18 protein-coding genes are annotated in these 15941 nt (G+C 45.6%); 8 read left to right on the top strand and 10 right to left on the bottom strand.

Annotated elements, in window-relative coordinates:
- Positions 1 to 80: 80 nt before the first annotated feature.
- Positions 81 to 347, bottom strand: a complete 267-nt coding sequence (locus V1501_RS04090; protein WP_409291577.1) for a YfhJ family protein — start codon at positions 345 to 347, stop codon at positions 81 to 83.
- 112 nt (positions 348 to 459) lie between these two features.
- Between V1501_RS04090 and sspK the strand changes: the two genes are divergently transcribed.
- Together sspK and V1501_RS04080 are read left to right on the top strand one after the other, a co-directional pair.
- Entirely contained in the window at positions 460 to 612 is a 153-nt protein-coding gene (gene sspK / locus V1501_RS04085; protein ID WP_409291576.1) for a small, acid-soluble spore protein K, read from the top strand.
- Positions 613 to 636: 24 nt separating this feature from the next.
- The gene (locus V1501_RS04080; RefSeq protein ID WP_409291575.1) at positions 637 to 771 is read left to right on the top strand and encodes a hypothetical protein; all 135 of its coding nucleotides are present in this window, start codon (positions 637 to 639) and stop codon (positions 769 to 771) included.
- Positions 772 to 790: 19 nt separating this feature from the next.
- On the opposite strand, the gene V1501_RS04075 is transcribed toward V1501_RS04080, so the two are convergent.
- Complete coding sequence (locus V1501_RS04075; RefSeq protein ID WP_409291574.1) at positions 791 to 1111, bottom strand: YfhH family protein; 321 nt, start codon at positions 1109 to 1111, stop codon at positions 791 to 793.
- An 18-nt stretch (positions 1112 to 1129) separates the two neighbouring features.
- Positions 1130 to 1939, bottom strand: coding sequence for a recombination regulator RecX (gene recX, locus V1501_RS04070; protein WP_409291573.1), 810 nt, complete (start codon positions 1937 to 1939; stop codon positions 1130 to 1132).
- Positions 1940 to 2026: 87 nt separating this feature from the next.
- Here recX and V1501_RS04065 point away from each other — a divergent pair, with 87 nt between their 5' ends.
- From V1501_RS04065 to V1501_RS04055, 3 genes are all read left to right on the top strand, one after another.
- Entirely contained in the window at positions 2027 to 2923 is an 897-nt protein-coding gene (locus V1501_RS04065; protein ID WP_409291572.1) for a TIGR01777 family oxidoreductase, read from the top strand.
- A 72-nt stretch (positions 2924 to 2995) separates the two neighbouring features.
- Positions 2996 to 3106 (top strand): YfhE family protein, encoded by a 111-nt coding sequence (locus V1501_RS04060; RefSeq protein ID WP_409291571.1) that lies wholly within the window; start codon positions 2996 to 2998, stop codon positions 3104 to 3106.
- 87 nt (positions 3107 to 3193) lie between these two features.
- Positions 3194 to 3385: a YfhD family protein gene (locus tag V1501_RS04055; RefSeq protein WP_409291570.1), complete on the top strand. Its 192-nt coding sequence runs from the start codon at positions 3194 to 3196 to the stop codon at positions 3383 to 3385.
- 179 nt (positions 3386 to 3564) lie between these two features.
- Here V1501_RS04055 and V1501_RS04050 read toward each other — a convergent pair whose 3' ends face one another.
- On the bottom strand, positions 3565 to 4929 hold the full coding sequence (locus V1501_RS04050) for an aspartate kinase (RefSeq protein WP_409291569.1): 1365 nt from the start codon (positions 4927 to 4929) through the stop codon (positions 3565 to 3567).
- Positions 4930 to 5138: 209 nt separating this feature from the next.
- Here V1501_RS04050 and V1501_RS04045 point away from each other — a divergent pair, with 209 nt between their 5' ends.
- The 3 genes from V1501_RS04045 (at position 5139) to V1501_RS04035 (ending at position 9098) form a co-directional block, all read left to right on the top strand.
- Positions 5139 to 5498 carry a DUF948 domain-containing protein gene (locus V1501_RS04045; protein ID WP_409291568.1) on the top strand — a complete coding sequence of 120 codons (360 nt, stop codon included), beginning with the start codon at positions 5139 to 5141 and terminating at the stop codon, positions 5496 to 5498.
- A 493-nt stretch (positions 5499 to 5991) separates the two neighbouring features.
- Positions 5992 to 6549, top strand: coding sequence for a 3D domain-containing protein (locus tag V1501_RS04040; RefSeq protein ID WP_409291567.1), 558 nt, complete (start codon positions 5992 to 5994; stop codon positions 6547 to 6549).
- Between the two features lie 176 nt (positions 6550 to 6725).
- A complete protein-coding gene (locus tag V1501_RS04035; protein ID WP_409291566.1) occupies positions 6726 to 9098 on the top strand; it encodes an immune inhibitor A domain-containing protein in 2373 nt (790 codons plus the stop codon).
- A 78-nt stretch (positions 9099 to 9176) separates the two neighbouring features.
- On the opposite strand, the gene V1501_RS04030 is transcribed toward V1501_RS04035, so the two are convergent.
- The 6 genes from V1501_RS04030 to V1501_RS04005 form a co-directional block, all read right to left on the bottom strand.
- Positions 9177 to 10370, bottom strand: a complete 1194-nt coding sequence (locus tag V1501_RS04030; protein WP_409291565.1) for a nucleoside transporter C-terminal domain-containing protein — start codon at positions 10368 to 10370, stop codon at positions 9177 to 9179.
- Between the two features lie 87 nt (positions 10371 to 10457).
- Positions 10458 to 11279, bottom strand: coding sequence for an aldose epimerase (locus V1501_RS04025; protein ID WP_409291564.1), 822 nt, complete (start codon positions 11277 to 11279; stop codon positions 10458 to 10460).
- A 511-nt stretch (positions 11280 to 11790) separates the two neighbouring features.
- Positions 11791 to 12390: a response regulator gene (locus V1501_RS04020; RefSeq protein ID WP_409291563.1), complete on the bottom strand. Its 600-nt coding sequence runs from the start codon at positions 12388 to 12390 to the stop codon at positions 11791 to 11793.
- Positions 12390 to 13520, bottom strand: a complete 1131-nt coding sequence (locus V1501_RS04015; protein ID WP_409291562.1) for a sensor histidine kinase — start codon at positions 13518 to 13520, stop codon at positions 12390 to 12392. The genes V1501_RS04020 and V1501_RS04015 overlap by 1 nt, the downstream gene beginning before the upstream one ends.
- Before the next feature lie 202 nt (positions 13521 to 13722).
- Entirely contained in the window at positions 13723 to 14757 is a 1035-nt protein-coding gene (locus tag V1501_RS04010; RefSeq protein ID WP_409291561.1) for a fatty acid desaturase, read from the bottom strand.
- Positions 14758 to 14984: 227 nt separating this feature from the next.
- The gene (locus tag V1501_RS04005; RefSeq protein ID WP_409291560.1) at positions 14985 to 15941 is read right to left on the bottom strand and encodes a toxic anion resistance protein; all 957 of its coding nucleotides are present in this window, start codon (positions 15939 to 15941) and stop codon (positions 14985 to 14987) included.

Here is a 15941-nt window from a genome sequence, read left to right as displayed (position 1 = left end):
GCTGGTTATGGCAGTGGACTTCCGCTCGTTATATCATACATTCAGAGAGCGGATATCCAGCAGCCATAAGCCAGCCGTTGTTAGTGAACTGGGCCTTCAGAGTCCAGAATATGTTTATACTTAGGATTTTTAGCCATAAATTCATGCAGGCTGCCTCCGTAGCTTTCCACAAATTGCCTCACAAATTTATAGGTCATTTCCGCTCCGCGGTATTCATGTCCGGCTTTCGCATAAGTTGCTTCAAAATCCTCCCAGATGAGTTCAATCCAGGTTCTGGCCCTGGCTGGTTCAAGCCCCGGATTCTTCTCCAATAAAATGCCAGTCAGTTCTTCTACATAACTATTCATGTTTCTTTTCACCACCCATACCTTATTTTTGTCATTATAGCTCCCCCGATATTCCTTATACTAATACCAGGGCTTTCAGAAAGCCCAATACCCAGTAAGGAGGCCGCGGCCGATGAGCAATAAAGACAGAATCTTCCCAGGCGATACTGCCGGAAATGATGCGGGCCCCCGTGCTAAGGCACAATATTCCTCAAAGAGGGCAGACGGGACTATCAATACACATCCACAGGAAAGAATGAAGGCTTCAGCTCTCAGAGGAAAGTAAATTCAGGTTACGGAGAGTGTTTTTATGAAGAGCATGGAAAGCCGGCCGCAGAGCACCAAGCACCGCCATGACACCAGGCATGCCAGGGCACGGAAGTTCACACCCTCCGAACGTCAGGATTACGCCCTGAATCAAATGATAACGATCACCGATAAATGAACCGGCTCTCGTAAGCCGGTTATTTAATTTTCAGGAGCAGGGAAATAGGCAGCGCTTCCTCTTCTTTGCTGCCCTGCAGACGGAAGCCCCATGCAAAAACGCCGTTTAGATATTGAACCTTAAAATACTCTCCGGGTGCACCCTGAATTTCATATAACTCGCCAGGCTTAAAGTCATTTGGATCAAGCAGGTAGGACTTTGCCATAGCTGCCTTTCTTTCAAGCACGGCATATTCATTGACCATGCCCATTTGTTCTGCCTTTCTAGCTTTTTCACTCAATGAATTGATTTCCTGCTGAAGCTCATGTGCAGTCAGCTGGCTGTATCTTTTTTCATTCATATCCCATCACTCCAAGATTTAAGTATCTAACCCTTCTTCAAGAAACCGCTCGATCAGCTCAGCCTGGAAACCTTTCCTGAACAAAGCCTGCTTCATCCTCTGGGTATATTCGTAGCCTGTATATTTCTGATATCTCCGATGCGCCTTCATCCCCTGTATTACCAGCGCATCCCATTCTGCTTCATCTTCCTTTTCAAAGGAAACCTGTTTTAGCGCGTCCTGGATGGATTCCCTTGAAAATCCTTTCCTCATGAGCGCCATTTCTGTCTTTTGCACGGCTTCTCTTTCAGATGAGGTTTTAGCCTGTTTAAAGGCCTTTTCGGCTGCCTGGGCTGCGTTTTCCACTTCAAGGCTCAGCGAATACTCACTTAAGCCTGACTGGATATGAAGATCCGATACCCCTTTTTCCTTTAGCTCCCTATAGATCAGGTCCTTCCCCTTGCCCTTCGCTTTCATCTGTGTACGCACATAGGCTTTGGCGAATTCGCCATCATCAAGGTAGTTAAAGCCGTAAAGCTTATGAATAACTTCCTGGATGACTGGATCGCCCCATTCTTTTTTCCGGAGAAGATTCCTGATTTCTGTTTCAGTCCGCATCCGGTGGGATAAATAATTTAGAGCCTGACTCAACGCTTTCTGGATATCCTCCTGAAAGCCAATATCTATAAAATCAAATTCACTTATTTCCTTACCCTTTTTCAGGTCAAATTTAATAAGGACATCCTCATCTATGCTGAAAGCATATTCAGATCTTCCGTCTTTTTCAATATAGACGTTAAACCGGTCATTACGCTTTTTCTGGGCAGTTATTTTTGAAATACGGGCCATTTCATTCACCCCCTGAAACCAATGTATCATATTTTTGCAGGGTTTTCCCTTTACAAGCGCGAAACAGCTATCATAGGAGGAATGGAAATGAATATTTTGATAGCCGGCGGAACAGGATTCATCGGAAGCGCACTCCTCACAAGGCTGCAAAGCCAGGGGGACAGGCTCTTTGTCCTGACACGGAAGGACCGCAAACCCAGTGAAAACATCACTTATATAAAATGGCTGTCCGGGGACAGTAATCCTGAGAAGAATCTGCCCGTTATCGATGCAGTGATCAATCTGTCCGGAGAGTCTTTGAATGGCGGGAGATGGACGAAGGATCAGAAGGAAAAGATCATTACAAGCAGGATTGATTCCTCAAGAGAAATAAACCGGATCATAGGTTCACTGAAAAGACGGCCTTCTGTCCTGATCAATGCGAGTGCCGTAGGAATTTACGGGACCTCCCTCGATAAAACCTTTGATGAGGAGTCCCCAGCCTTCAAGGAAGACTTTTTATCACACACTGTAAGGATGTGGGAGACAGAGGCCGGCAAGGCAGCATCCTCCGGAACCCGGGTAGTGCTTGCGCGGTTCGGGGTAATTCTTGGGCGCAGCGGCGGTGCCCTGCCAAAAATGATCCTGCCTTACCGCCTGTTTGCCGGCGGCAGGATTGGCAGCGGCAGGCAGTGGCTGTCATGGATCCATATCGATGATGCCGTAAACGCAATCCTTTTTGCCCTCAATTCTCCAGAAATAAGCGGTCCAGTCAATATTACTTCCCCTAATCCAGTCCGGATGGATGAATTCGGGAAAACAGCCGGGGCAGTTTTGCACAGGCCGCACTGGCTCCCTGTCCCCTCACCGATACTTAAGCTGATGCTTGGCGAGATGAGCATGCTTGTGCTTAAAGGACAGAGAGCGGTTCCTGCAAAGCTTGCAGCAAATGGATTTATATATAAGCATCCCGGCTTATCCTCTGCCCTTGAATCATTAAAATAGCTTTTCTTTGTGTATGGGGGAAGCTTATACGGGGAAATATGTGATTATACCCTGTAAAAGGAGCTGGCTCATTTGGAAAAGAAACGCAATGAGAAACGAAAAAACCATTTAACGAGCACCCAGGAAGTTTTGTATAGAAGAGAGTTCAAGAAAGCGGACCGGGCAGCGGGCTTTAAACCATAATTTCCATACATAGAGAGATGTCCGCTTTGGGAAACTAACCTTAGGAAAAATATTTTTCCTAATAACCATCCGATTGGGGGCATTCTGTTGGCACGTTCACGAGGCCGTAATCACAGCCGGAACAAACAAGATCTTCCGCTTACACCAAAAGAGTTCAAGCGGGACGGACTGGATGTAGAATTTTCCGAAAGACTTGCCGATACGGATGACCTGGAAGCGCAGGCACGCTCAAAAGCTGCAGACCAGCGGGCAAAAGCACGCCAGATGCGCAGCCGATAACAAAAGGAGCAAGGGTCCCTGGCCCCTGCTCCTTTTGTTATTCACAATCATGTTCAAACAGCACTTGTGGATAATGTGAATAAACTGTTGATTACTTGATGTAAACAATCTTTAATTGTGGATAAGCATGTGAATAATTTGTCGATTCCTCCCGAATTCCAGTAAGCAGGAGTTTAACTCTAAACCGGGACGCTCACAAAGAATTCTTCATATAGGAATTTGACTGCTTTTTCTTCATCAAGCTGTTTGACTCCAAACATCATGCTGACTTCAGAAGAGCCCTGATTAATCATTTCAATGTTCACACCCGCTTTTGCCAGGGCCATCGATGCTCTAGCAGTTGTTCCTACATTATGACGCATCCCTTCTCCAACAATCATGATCAGGGAAATATCTTTCTCAACCTTTACTTCATCTGCCCCGAGGTCATCATATATCCGGTTGATGATGGCCTCCTCAAGCTCCCTGCTGAATCCTTCCTGTTTGATGATTACGGAAATATCATCGATGCCTGACGGAGAATGTTCGTAGGATAGATGGAATTCCTCGAGGATGGAAAGAAGCCTTCTTCCAAACCCAAGCTCACGGTTCATCAGGTATTTGCTCACATAAATGCTGCAAAAACCATCAGCACTCGCTATCCCGACAACAGGTCCATTCGTTTTCTTTCTGCTGTTCACAATGAGTGTCCCAGGCGAATCGGGATTATTGGTATTCTTAATATTCACTGGGATACCTGCCCGGAAGGCGGGTACCAATGCCTCATCGTGAAGAACGCTGAAGCCGGCATATGAAAGCTCCCTCATCTCCCTGTAGGTGAGCACACTGATTTCTTTTGGCCTGTCAACCGTTCCGGGACTGACTGAGTATACTGCATCCACGTCCGTGAAGTTTTCATATAGATCTGCCCTGACTGCATTTGCTAAAATGGATCCCGTTATATCTGAACCGCTCCTTGAAAAGGTGGCTACACAGCCATTTCTTGTGTAGCCGAAGAACCCCGGGAACACCGAGATGCCTTCCCTGTCAGCGAGCGAAGCCAGGTTTCGGTACGATTCATCAAGCACCTGCGCATTGCCTGGTTCATCCGATACATACAGGCCGGCCCCGAGCGGATTTTGATAGGAGGAATCCAGCCCCTGCTGCCTGAGGTAAGCCGCAAGCAGCCTGGCACAATTATCTTCTCCTCCTGCCTTAACCAAATCCAGGTACTGAGCCGCCTTTAGCTTTCTGTTCTCAATCCTTTCCCTGAAATCTATGCTGATTTCTTCCATTACCTCCGCATCAAGGCCCAGACAGTCCGCTATTTCTTCATACCTTTCTACGATTTCCTCATAAAGAGTTTGATCCATCTTCCCGTTTTTGAGGAAATTCCCGGCACTTGCTATCAGCAGGTCTGTTACCTTTTGATCCTCCCTGGTCCGTTTTCCCGGAGCAGAGACGACGATGAGCCTTCTTTCAGGGTCGGAGGCAATGATGCTGCATACTTTTTTAAATTGTTCACCAGATGCAAGGGAGGAACCTCCGAACTTTACAACTTTCATTCTGACAACTCCTGTTTTATTATTCTGAAAATTAATCCTTATTATAAACCTTTTCTTTTAAGAATCAAGGATGAATTCCACTTTAAAAGTACATGTGTATTTTTAAAAAGGACACCTAAATAGATTTTCATCATTTCCCAGTTATTTCTTTCGTAAGGCGGGTAAAGATAAGAAAAGAAATAGAGAATATTTATTGAGGAGGAGACATCTTGATCATTGTTTATATCAGCCTGGCAGTCATCCTGCTTTCCCTTGGCTATCTCGGTTATTTTGCCTTTAAAACCTTTAAGCGGGTAAAGCCTGCCATCAACGACCTTTCCCAGACAGCTGCACGCATGCAGCAGAGGACTGACACCATTAAGGTGGAATCAAATCAGCTGACAGAACACCAGCAGCAGCTCATGACAGATATCCAGGTTAAAAAGGAAGCTGTCAATTCAACAATTCAGAATGCAAAGCAGACACCTAAGCCAGTAATGCAGCTTTGGAAAAAAATGAAGCCTGCCAAGGTGGAAAAGAAAAACAGCAATAAAACAAAAAAGTTACTTGCGAGCTATGGACGCGGGTAATATAACCGTCAAAAGACAAAAGGGTTTGGAAATGTGTTCATTTCCGGACCCTTTTTTTATATTGTTTTTTTATGTCTAACGCCTCCGTTGCTTGTTTTAATCCCTTTAAGACGCTTTTCTGCATGCAGCAGTGATTTTTTTAACTAAGTAGCATGAAGAGAAAGTTTGCTGCACTGGAGAGGATTTTCAATCCGGAAGTGGGCCGGTGGTACTCATAGAGAAGCGTTAAACGCTTTTGAGATAATCACTCTCCGAACAGAATTACTCACAAGCGGAAGTCCTTGGTTTACACGCCGGAATTAGATTTACCCGGCCGGACAGCCGGCAAGGTGCAGCCTGCCCCAGGCTATATTTTGTCATCAGAAAATAGGTTTTTTACGTTAAAACTAGCAAGTTGTCTCTTAACTGTAATAAAATTACTACCCCATTGAAACACTCCTGTTACAAAAGGCTGTTATTCTATGTCTACCAAAGAAAAAGGAGAATGTCAGATTTGAAAAAATTTACCTTCTTTCTAAGCATGTTGATTATCTTAACATTTGGAGTTTCTGGAGTTGCTGGAGCAGCATCGAATACATATCAAGTAAAAAGCGGAGATACCCTCTGGGGGATTTCGAAGAAGTATCATATAACAGTCAGCCAGCTGAAGAGCTGGAATAAACTTAAGAGTGACCACATCAAGCCAAAGCAGGTTCTTAAAATAACTGCCGCAGCGAAGGCTGCCGCCAAAAAAACGGCAGTAAAGAAGAAATCACCTTCCTACAGGGAAATTTCGGTAACAGCCACAGCCTATACGGCAAGCTGCAGGGGCTGCAGCGGAATTACCGCCACCGGCCTTAACCTGAAGCGCAATCCTAATGCCAAAGCCATCTCTGTCGATCCAAGGATCATTCCTCTTGGCACAAAAGTTTATGTGCCTGGTTATGGATATGCGGTAGCTGCTGATAAAGGCAGCGCTGTAAAGGGACATAAGATTGATGTATTCATCTCCAGCAAATCAAAAGCCCTGCAATGGGGAAGAAAAACTGTAAAAATTAAGGTATATAAATAATAGATAAAGATGTCGAGTACGGGAGCCTGCTGAATTCAGCAGGCTCTTTTTCTGCAGCCATTATTCTACTACTCTATTAAAAATGAGCCAAAAGAACTATTATTATTTTCTAAAAATTGTGAAGATTTGAGTTATAATTAATTTCGAGACACTAAACATTAACTTGGAGGAATACTATGAAGAAAAAAAAGCTAACCGCTCTCTCAGCAGCAGCTCTTTCTCTCAGCCTGCTGCTTCCTGCCACTCCCTTTGCGGCCGCACAGAACGTGCTGGCAAAGCCGGCTGAACCAAAAGCTGTGGACAGTTCTTCTGCTCCTATCGATCTTGGGATTGCAAATGATGAGAAATTGATTGCCATGCTTAAAAAATCAGGCAAGATTCCAGCGGATGCAACCGGAAGCCAGGCTCAAAAAATTCTAAACAAATATCTTAGCGGCCTGGCAAAGAACGAGCCCAAAGAAAACGGCTCTCTTAAAAAGGAAGCGGCCAAACTGAAAAAGCAGGTTAAAGCAAAACAAAAGAAAAATGGAGTCAGAAACAAAAAAGGAAATAAATTTGAACATTCCAACTCAGTAAAACCGGTTAAGGAAGAAGGAAAATGGAATGGCACCAAGCGGGAGGATGAAGTTCTCGTTCTCCTGGTGGAATATCCCGATTTCCCTCATAACAACATCAAACCGGGAGAATCGGATATGTATTATCCCGATTATACTAAAGAACACTATCAAAATATGATCTTTGGGAATGAAGGCTACACCGGTCCAAATGGCCAGAAGCTCGTTTCAGTCAAACAATTCTATGAGCAGCAGTCAGGCGGCTCATATACTATCAACGGCAAGGTCGCCGGCTGGTATAAAGCCCCCAATCCGGCAGCCTATTATGGCGGAAACGATCCTGAAAGCGGAAGCGATGGAAATCCGCGCAGTCTGATTAAGGATGCCCTTACAGCAGCTGCAAAGGATCCAAGCCTGAATCTTCAAGACTATGATAAGGAAGACCGCTATGACCTTGATGGCGACGGGAATTTCCGCGAGCCGGACGGACTGGTTGACCACCTGATGGTTGTCCACTCTTCTGTCGGTGAAGAAGCTGGAGGCGGACAATTGGGCAAAGATGCTATCTGGTCTCACCGCTGGAGCCTTGGCAGCGTATTTGCCATCCCTGGCACGGCCGCTGCTTCCGATAATTGGGGCGGCAAAATGGCAGCCTATGATTATACTGTTGAACCAGCTGACGGCGCGGCAGGTGTATTCGCACACGAATACGGCCATGATCTTGGACTTCCGGATGAATATGACACACAATACACCGGTGCCGGCGAAGCTGTTGCCCATTGGTCCATCATGTCATCAGGAAGCTGGTCTGGCGATGTTCCAGGAACAGAACCTTCAGGATTCAGCCCATATGCAAGAGAATTCCTGCAGAACTCCATGGAAGGCAGCAACTGGCTGACAGGGTCACAGATCAGCCTTTCCGACATTCCGAAAAAGGGAATCTCTGCCCTTCTTGATCAGGCAAATTCCAAGGGAACGAATAATGATACAGTCCGTGTGGATCTGCCGGATAAAAAGGTAACAGTCAATTCTCCAGCAAGCGGCTCTTTTGAGTTTTTCTCAGGCAAAGGGGATGGCCTGAGCCAATCGATGAAAACAGAAGTTGATCTGACCAATGCGGCTTCCGCAAACCTGTCATTCAAAACCTGGTATGACATCGAAAAGGATTTTGATTATGCAAGTGTACAAGCCTCAGTGGATGGCGGAAAAACGTTCGAAACAGTTGCCGGCAGCCTGACTGTGGATGAAGACCCGAATGAAGCAAATCCTGGCCATGGCATTACCGGCACATCAAATGGATGGGTGGAAGGGAATTTTGACCTGAGCAAATATGCCGGAAAGAAAATTGTTCTTTCATTTAACTATGATACGGATGGCGGATTAGCGATGCCAGGCTTCTATGTGGATGATATCAAGGTAACTACAGATAAAGGGATTGCCCTTGAAGACAATGCAGACGGAACAGTCAAATTCGATCTGGCAGGCGGCTTCGAGAAGAGCACCGGCTCAAGCTTCTATAATCACTATTACCTGCTGGAATGGCGCAACCATAAAGGCGTTGACCTTGGACTTGCCCACATCAGAAGAGGAAACAGCCTTCTCTCATATGACCCGGGCCTTGTTGTATGGTATGTAGATAACAGCTATACAGATAACTGGACAGGCCTCCATCCTGGCGAAGGATACCTCGGTGTTGTCGACGCCGACCAAAACGGGCTGAAATGGTCTGACGGAACAGCGGCCTCTAACCGCTACCAGGTCCATGACGCTGCATTTGGACTCGCACCAGGCACGAAGACGCTTCTTAATGTAAACGGTCTGACATTGACCGATAACCTGGTCAGGCCGGTTCCTATGTTTGATGACAGCCTGAGCTACCTGAATCCGGTTCTTCCTGATTCAGGCCGCAAAGTTCCAAACTACGGCTTGAAATTCCGTGTAACAGGAGAAAGCCGCGACCGTTCAGTCGGTGAAATTCTGATTTCGAAAAATTAAAAAAAGGACGCCGAGCTTCTATGCCCGGCGTCTTTTTTTCTTGTATAGCCCCTGACAAAGTGCCCTTCCAAAGACCCTTTACCAAACAAATAATCCAACTATCATGGCACTAAGCAGCGAGACTCCCACGCCGCTCACCAGGAGCTTCCACACATTTCTGCCGATGATTGTTGACTTTCCTTCACTCAGTATGGAATTGTATGTACCATAAATCATTCCCACTGTGCTGAAGTTCGCAAACGAAGTCAGGAAAGTGACGGCTACGGCGACCGTATGCCTGTCCAGATCCTTGATACGTTCCTTAAGATCGAGCATGGCTACAAATTCATTAGTAGTAATTTTTATTCCCATCAGCTGGGCTACATACAGGGCATCCTTGCCGCCAAGGCCCATAAGATAAGCGAATGGGCTGAAAATGATTGAGAAAATCCTTTGAATTGTCAGCCCGCTGAAGACAAAACCAAGAATTCCATTGATTGCAGCGGTCAGCGCGACATAGCCGATCACCATCGCTGCAATGACAATCACCATGTTGATCCCGACCAGCATAGAATTTGATATGGTCGAGAAAAAATCCTTTCTTTCCTCTTTGGGAGGAACATAGACAATGTCATCTTCCTCAGCTACATCGAGAGGATTCAGGATGCTTGCAAGCAGCAGGGCGTTTAGGCAATTCAGCGGTATGGCTGCAAACACGTATTGGGCAGGCACCATGGAGAGGTAGGCACCGATGATAGAGCCGCTGATGCTGCTCATGCTCATGATCCCGAACGTCAGCAGCCTGTGCTCCTTCAGTACAGACAGCTGCTGGCGGATGACTGCCAGCGCTTCTGTATTGCCAAGGAACATCATTTGGATTGAGAAAAAACTCTCAAGCTTCGGAAGCCCGGAAATCTTGGAAATGACCCAGCCTATCTTATCAATCAGCCAAGTCAGAATGCCAAAATAGGTCAAGATATCGAAAAAGGTAATAATAAATATGATAGGCATTAGCGCACTAAAGAAGAAATCCACATTTTCATTGGCCATGACTGATGGAAATACAAATGATATTCCTTCTGAAGCACAGGCAATGAGCCAGGTGAAAAAAGCTGCGATTTTATTAATTACCCAGTTTCCGGCCGTCGTAGCGAGCATGAACCATGTGATCAGCACTTCTGCTATCAGTAACACCAATATGGGCTTCCACTTAACTTTCTTCTTTTGCGGTGAACAGAGAAACACCAGCGCCACTACCACAAAGACTCCTAAAAGATTCAATAAGAAAAACATAAAATCACTCCCAAGGCTTATCTTATCCTGTTGGAGTAACCCTTATTCCTCCAGCCATGCTAACTGGAATTCAAATTATCAAACTCGTCAATCTATTGAAATGGAGAGTCTTGTCATCAATGAATCCCCTGGTGCAATTTCAACTAATTCTTCTCCGCGGTGAAATTCCCCCGTCCTTGCCATCCAGGGCTCCACACATACAAAGTCCCCGCCTTCCTCTGTCCACAAATAAACATATTTAAATTCTTTTCCATATGTCATGCGGATCCTTCTATCTTTAACCGGAAATGAAATTTCACCGGTTATAGCATCAAGCAGAGCGAGCGATTCCTTTTTGCCGGCAAGGTGCAGCCCTTCACGTACGGAATGGATGGTGCCATCATTATAGTCAAAGTAAGTCCGGGCATCCGTTTCATAATCAAGATTCTTATCATCCGCAGCAAAATACGGGTGAAAACCTGGATAGAGCGGAAGCGCCTCTGCAGAAAAATTTTTGTATTCCTGTTCGATTGTTAAGGTTGTGCCCTTAAGAATATAAGTGAATTCCAGCCTGAAATCAAAAGGGTATGACATTCTGGTATTTTCCGAGCTGAGAAGGACAAGAGTAACGGAAGCACCCTCCTCGGTGCGTGATTTTACGGCCTGCCACGGGAGATTCCGGGCGAACCCATGATTCTTCATTTTGTACGTTTTTCCCTTAAGGGTGTATTCCCCGTTTTCAAGCTGGCCAGAAATCGGGAACAATATAGGGATGCCTCCCCTGACATTTGCCTCTTTATCATGAAATGTCTTTTCATTCATATATAATGCCTCATAATCTCCTGCCCCAAAGCTTGTTACCAGCCCCCCGCGTCCAGGCGCTATTGTTACCCAGGAACCGGCCGCTGAGTCCGTCAGTTTGAACATCATAAATTCTCCATCTTGATAGGTGTTTACGCTGTACATACAATATTCAATCCCTTCTTTTTGAAATAGGCTGCTTTCGCATACACTGTTGCTGTTGAATTTACAAAAGTGGATTTCCGCTGCAGGCACTCGCCGACCTTAGGGGCGGGCGGTGAGCCTCCCCGGCTTTGCCTGCGGGGTCTCACCTGTCCAGCTGCTCCCTGAAAGGCGGAGAACGGTGCTTTTCAGACTAATTAAATGGCTGCACAATGAAGACAAATATCTTAATAACTTGAAAAGCAGCGGCCTGACAAGCATAAGGCGAGCGGGCCGTGGGAAGCGGTCTTCTTCCCATGGACTGAATGACTTATGACTCGAAGGTCGAAAGTCTCGGAGCTGGATCAGGAGTCTCACGCCTTCCTCTCCAATTCACTTCTATAATTAAATTTCCTTATAGAACTCATCCCAAAACAACAATTTTTTAGAAAAGAGCCATAAAAAAAGCAAAGAAGCCAGCCTCCCAAGGAATAAGGCTTTATTTAAACCAGCCTTTTTCTTTGGATTGAGTGATGGCTTCAATTCGGTTTTTCACTTCCAGTTTGTCCAGTATCGTAGAAATATAGTTTCTGACCGTTCCGGTTTTGATGCTGAGTTCGTCAGCGATTTCTTTTGTATTTTTGCCGTCAGCCACTAACTCCAGGACCGCCTTCTCCCGTTCAGTCAGGGGATTTTCTTCCCCATACACATCATCCATCAATTCAGGCGCATAGATCCTCCTGCCTCCCATGATCGAACGGATGGAACTCGCCAGCTCTTCACTTGGGCTGTCCTTAAGCAGATAACCGCTCACCCCTGCCTTCAAGGCCCGCTGGAAGTAACCCGATCTCGCGAAAGTCGTCAGGATGATAACCCTGCACCCCTCACCCGCAAGTTCTTCTGCTGCTTCAAGGCCCGTCTTTCCCGGCATCTCAATATCCATGATGCATATATCAGGCTGATGCTTCTTTACCAGGCTGATGGCCTCCAGGCCGTTCGAAGCTTTGCCGACAACCTCCATATCATCCTCCAGGTTCAAGAGAGAGCCCAATGCCCCTAAAAGCATTTGCTGATCTTCAGCAATAACGATTTTAATCATTAGTGATCCTCCCCGTCTGTTTGTTTAGTGTCAATGGGAACCTTGATATCAAGTGCAGTTCCATGAGCGGTTCTGATATCAAGACTGCCGTTCACGAATTCAAGCCTTTCCTTCATCCCAGTAAGACCATATCCCTTATGGCTGGGATCCGGTTCTTTGTATTCGCCATTATCACTGACTGTCACTGCCACTTCATTCCAAGTCTGCTTTATGGCAATGCTGCACATAGATGCCCCGCTGTGTTTTACTACATTATTCACAGCTTCCTTCAGGCACATGCTGAGAATATTTTCGGTCAGGAGTGATATACGCTGCAGCGGCTTTTCCTGTTCAAGGATCAGCTCGATCTCTGCAGCCTTCAAGATCTCTCTTACATGTACCAGTTCATCCTTCAAACGGATTCCGCGCATGGAAGAAACCATTTTCCTTACCTCATTGAGCGCGGTTCTAGCCGTCTGCTGTACATCCCTTAATTCACTCCGCGCCTGGTCTGGATCCTTATTAATCAGTTTCCTCGCCAAATCACTTTTTAAACCGATGAGCGACAGCTTTTGTCCAAGGGTGTCATGAAGGTCCCGGGCAATCCGCTGTCTTTCCTCCAGCTTCACAAGTTCTGATATCCGCTTATTCGCATCCTCGAGCTTTTCCTCAAGCACTCCTTTTTCCTTGCGGTTATAGATGCTGAACGGAAGAAGAATCACTGAAATCCAGACGATGATTACAAAGGGCAGCTGTTTCAGGAAAACCCCTTCCCGCAGAACGATGCCATAATTAATCGAAACAGAGGCAGTGACCAAGTGGATGAAGTACAGAGAAAAAAATGCGACACGCTCCTTTATATTGCCGATAAAATAGGCCAGGAAAAAAGCAAAGTACACATAGCTGAAAAGACTAGTCGAGGTAATGGAAATGGCTATAAGGATAATGGTCCATAAATATACCGGCCAGCCCTTTGATATAAAAGCGATCCGGTACAGGATAAAGAAAGTTACGGTCAGCAGGATCCCGACAACAATTTTAATAGTGGATGTGGACTGAAGAATATAGTAAAAAGGCAGGATGCATAGCACTGTCCAGATATAGGGAGCGATCCCTGTGTTCGTTTGTAATGAAAAATATTTCCTGATCATGCCGGCCCTCTTTTTCTCTGGCTGTTTTCTAATAGCTTGCAGTTCGCAATAACTCTTATCATACAAATCCTGTGTTTAAGGTTGATTGCGCTATAAGATGCAAATAACAGCCTTCTCTTTTTAAATAAAATCCTCTCATATAATAATAGCAAGCATAGACTGCACCGCTAATTATTATGCAAGAGGATCAATTAAATCCAATTTAGATTTCTGTTTCCGTCTTCACTTTAAGTCTTCTGGACTGCATGTAGGACTTCGCCTTCCTGTAAGTGACAAATCTCTTGTCATTTTCATCCCAGAGCCTGTAGCGCAGGGATTGCAGGCTTGTCTTCAGTGTAATGGTCGGCACATTTTGAAGCGGTTCTGTATTATAGTGTGCTGCTTCCAGATTATAATTAGGCACGCGGGGTGACAGGTGATGGACATGATGATAGCCAATATTACCTGTCAGCCATTGCAGCAGCTTTGGAAGCTTATAGAACGAGCTTCCCTCAACAGCCGCTTTCACATATTCCCATTCATCATCCTCTTCAAAGTAAGAATCCTCAAACGTATGCTGAACGTAAAACAGCCAAATGCCAAGAGCCCCTGAAATCAGAAAAATGGGAACCTGGACAAGCAGGAACGGCTGCCAGCCAATAGTGAGGCAGAGTACAGCCACAACAAGAGCAATAAGGACATTCGTCAGGTAGGTATTGAGCCGTTCCGCTCTCCTTGCGCCCTTACGATTGAAGCGGTTCTTCAGCAGGAACACATAAATGGGGCCGAGCCCGAACATGACTAATGGATTGCGGTACATACGGTAAGCAATTTTCTGCAAGATCGGAGCAGCCAGATATTCATCAACCGTCAGCACCCAGATATCTCCTGTGCCGCGCTTGTCCAAATTGCTGCTTGTTGCATGATGCACCGAGTGATCATGCTGCCATTGTGCGAAAGGAAACAGAGTCATCACACCCGTAATTGTCCCCAGGAACTTGTTTGCCTTTTTATTTTTGAAAAAAGAGTTATGGCAGCAGTCGTGAAATATGATAAAAATCCTGGTCAAAAGGAAAGCTTCCACAACTGCTATGGCGAGTGTAAGGATATAGGAAACCGATAGACTTTCGTACGCAAGATACCACAGAGCAAAGAAAGGCAGTAATGTATTGAACAGCTGGATGATGCTGTCCTTTGTATTCGGTTTTTCATAAGGAGTCATTTGTTTTCTTAAACTGATCAATTGTTGTTTAGACATCTTATAATTCCCTTCTATTTTGGGTTATTGCTTATTATAAACAATTGTCCCAAAAACCTGAAGTAGCACCCGTCATGCACAGGGTATGACAAATGTCATGGATGGCTGGTCTACTATTGATTGCAGCAGGCTTTTTGCCACATATGATCCTTGAAAAATTTTCTTTGAATCAGCTGAAACAACCGAAAAACAAAAGAACAGGGAACTCAAACCCCCTGTTCTTTACATTAGAATTCCTTTTTAACTGTCATTTCATGCTCTGCGGCTTCCAGCTTTGCGGCTTCCTCCTGCTGTATGCGGATCGTTTCATTAATTGTTTCCAGCAGAGTATTTTGAAGGGATATAAGAGCTTCTATATGTCCCGCGCTTCCCGCTTCTGTCTGCTGCTGAACTTCTGATATATGAAGCTTCTTAACTGCAGACAAGGCTATAGAAATCTGATTCTTCCAGAGCGGGATGACAGTCATGATTGAAGATTGTATCTTTTCTGCGAGAAGATGGTTGGAATTCTGGATCATCCGGATCTGGGCTGCGCTTTGAAGGGCGATTTCACGGCTGATTTTCAGGTCGTACAGCCGTTTATCCATCAATTCGACGCAATCCTCTAGATTGTTTCCCTCAAAAATGGTACTGGTTTTGGCTGCTGATGAATCAAGTTGTGCCTGCATTTCTTTCAGGAAGACTTCACCCGCTCCGATATAGGCCTGCAGATCATGGTAATAATCTCTTGTTTTTTCATAGAGCTGCTCCAGAGTATGTAAATCTGCCTTCAACACTTCCTTGCTGCGCTCGAGCTTAATGCTGATCCGGTCAACGGCTGCCCCTGATCGCTGCAGCTTTGAAAGAACTTCTCTTGCCTCTGGCTGTTTTCTGCCGAAAAGTTTTGCGAAAAAAGAGAGTTTTTTTGGCTTTAAGTCTTCAGGATCCACTTCCGACAGCTTTTCTGCCAGGGAAGCCATGATATAGCCAATTTCCCGGATATCCTTTTTCTGTGCATTCTTCAGGAGCTGATTCGACATGGCGGCCATGGTGGACTGGATACCCGCCCCGAATGCCAGGATGCTCTCAGGGCTCACTGTATCCGGTGCAGTGACAGCAGGCTTCTTAGGGCTGGCAGCATGAGCTTCCGGACCGCCCGCTGCAGGCAGTCTATTATTATCTAACATGTCATCAGGCATGATCAT

The organism is Paraperibacillus esterisolvens, assembly GCF_046237625.1.
Lineage (GTDB): Bacteria > Bacillota > Bacilli > Bacillales > DSM-1321 > Paraperibacillus > Paraperibacillus esterisolvens.
The sequence above is the reverse complement of the archived record's forward strand: the minus strand, read 5'-3'. Positions and strand labels throughout refer to the sequence as shown.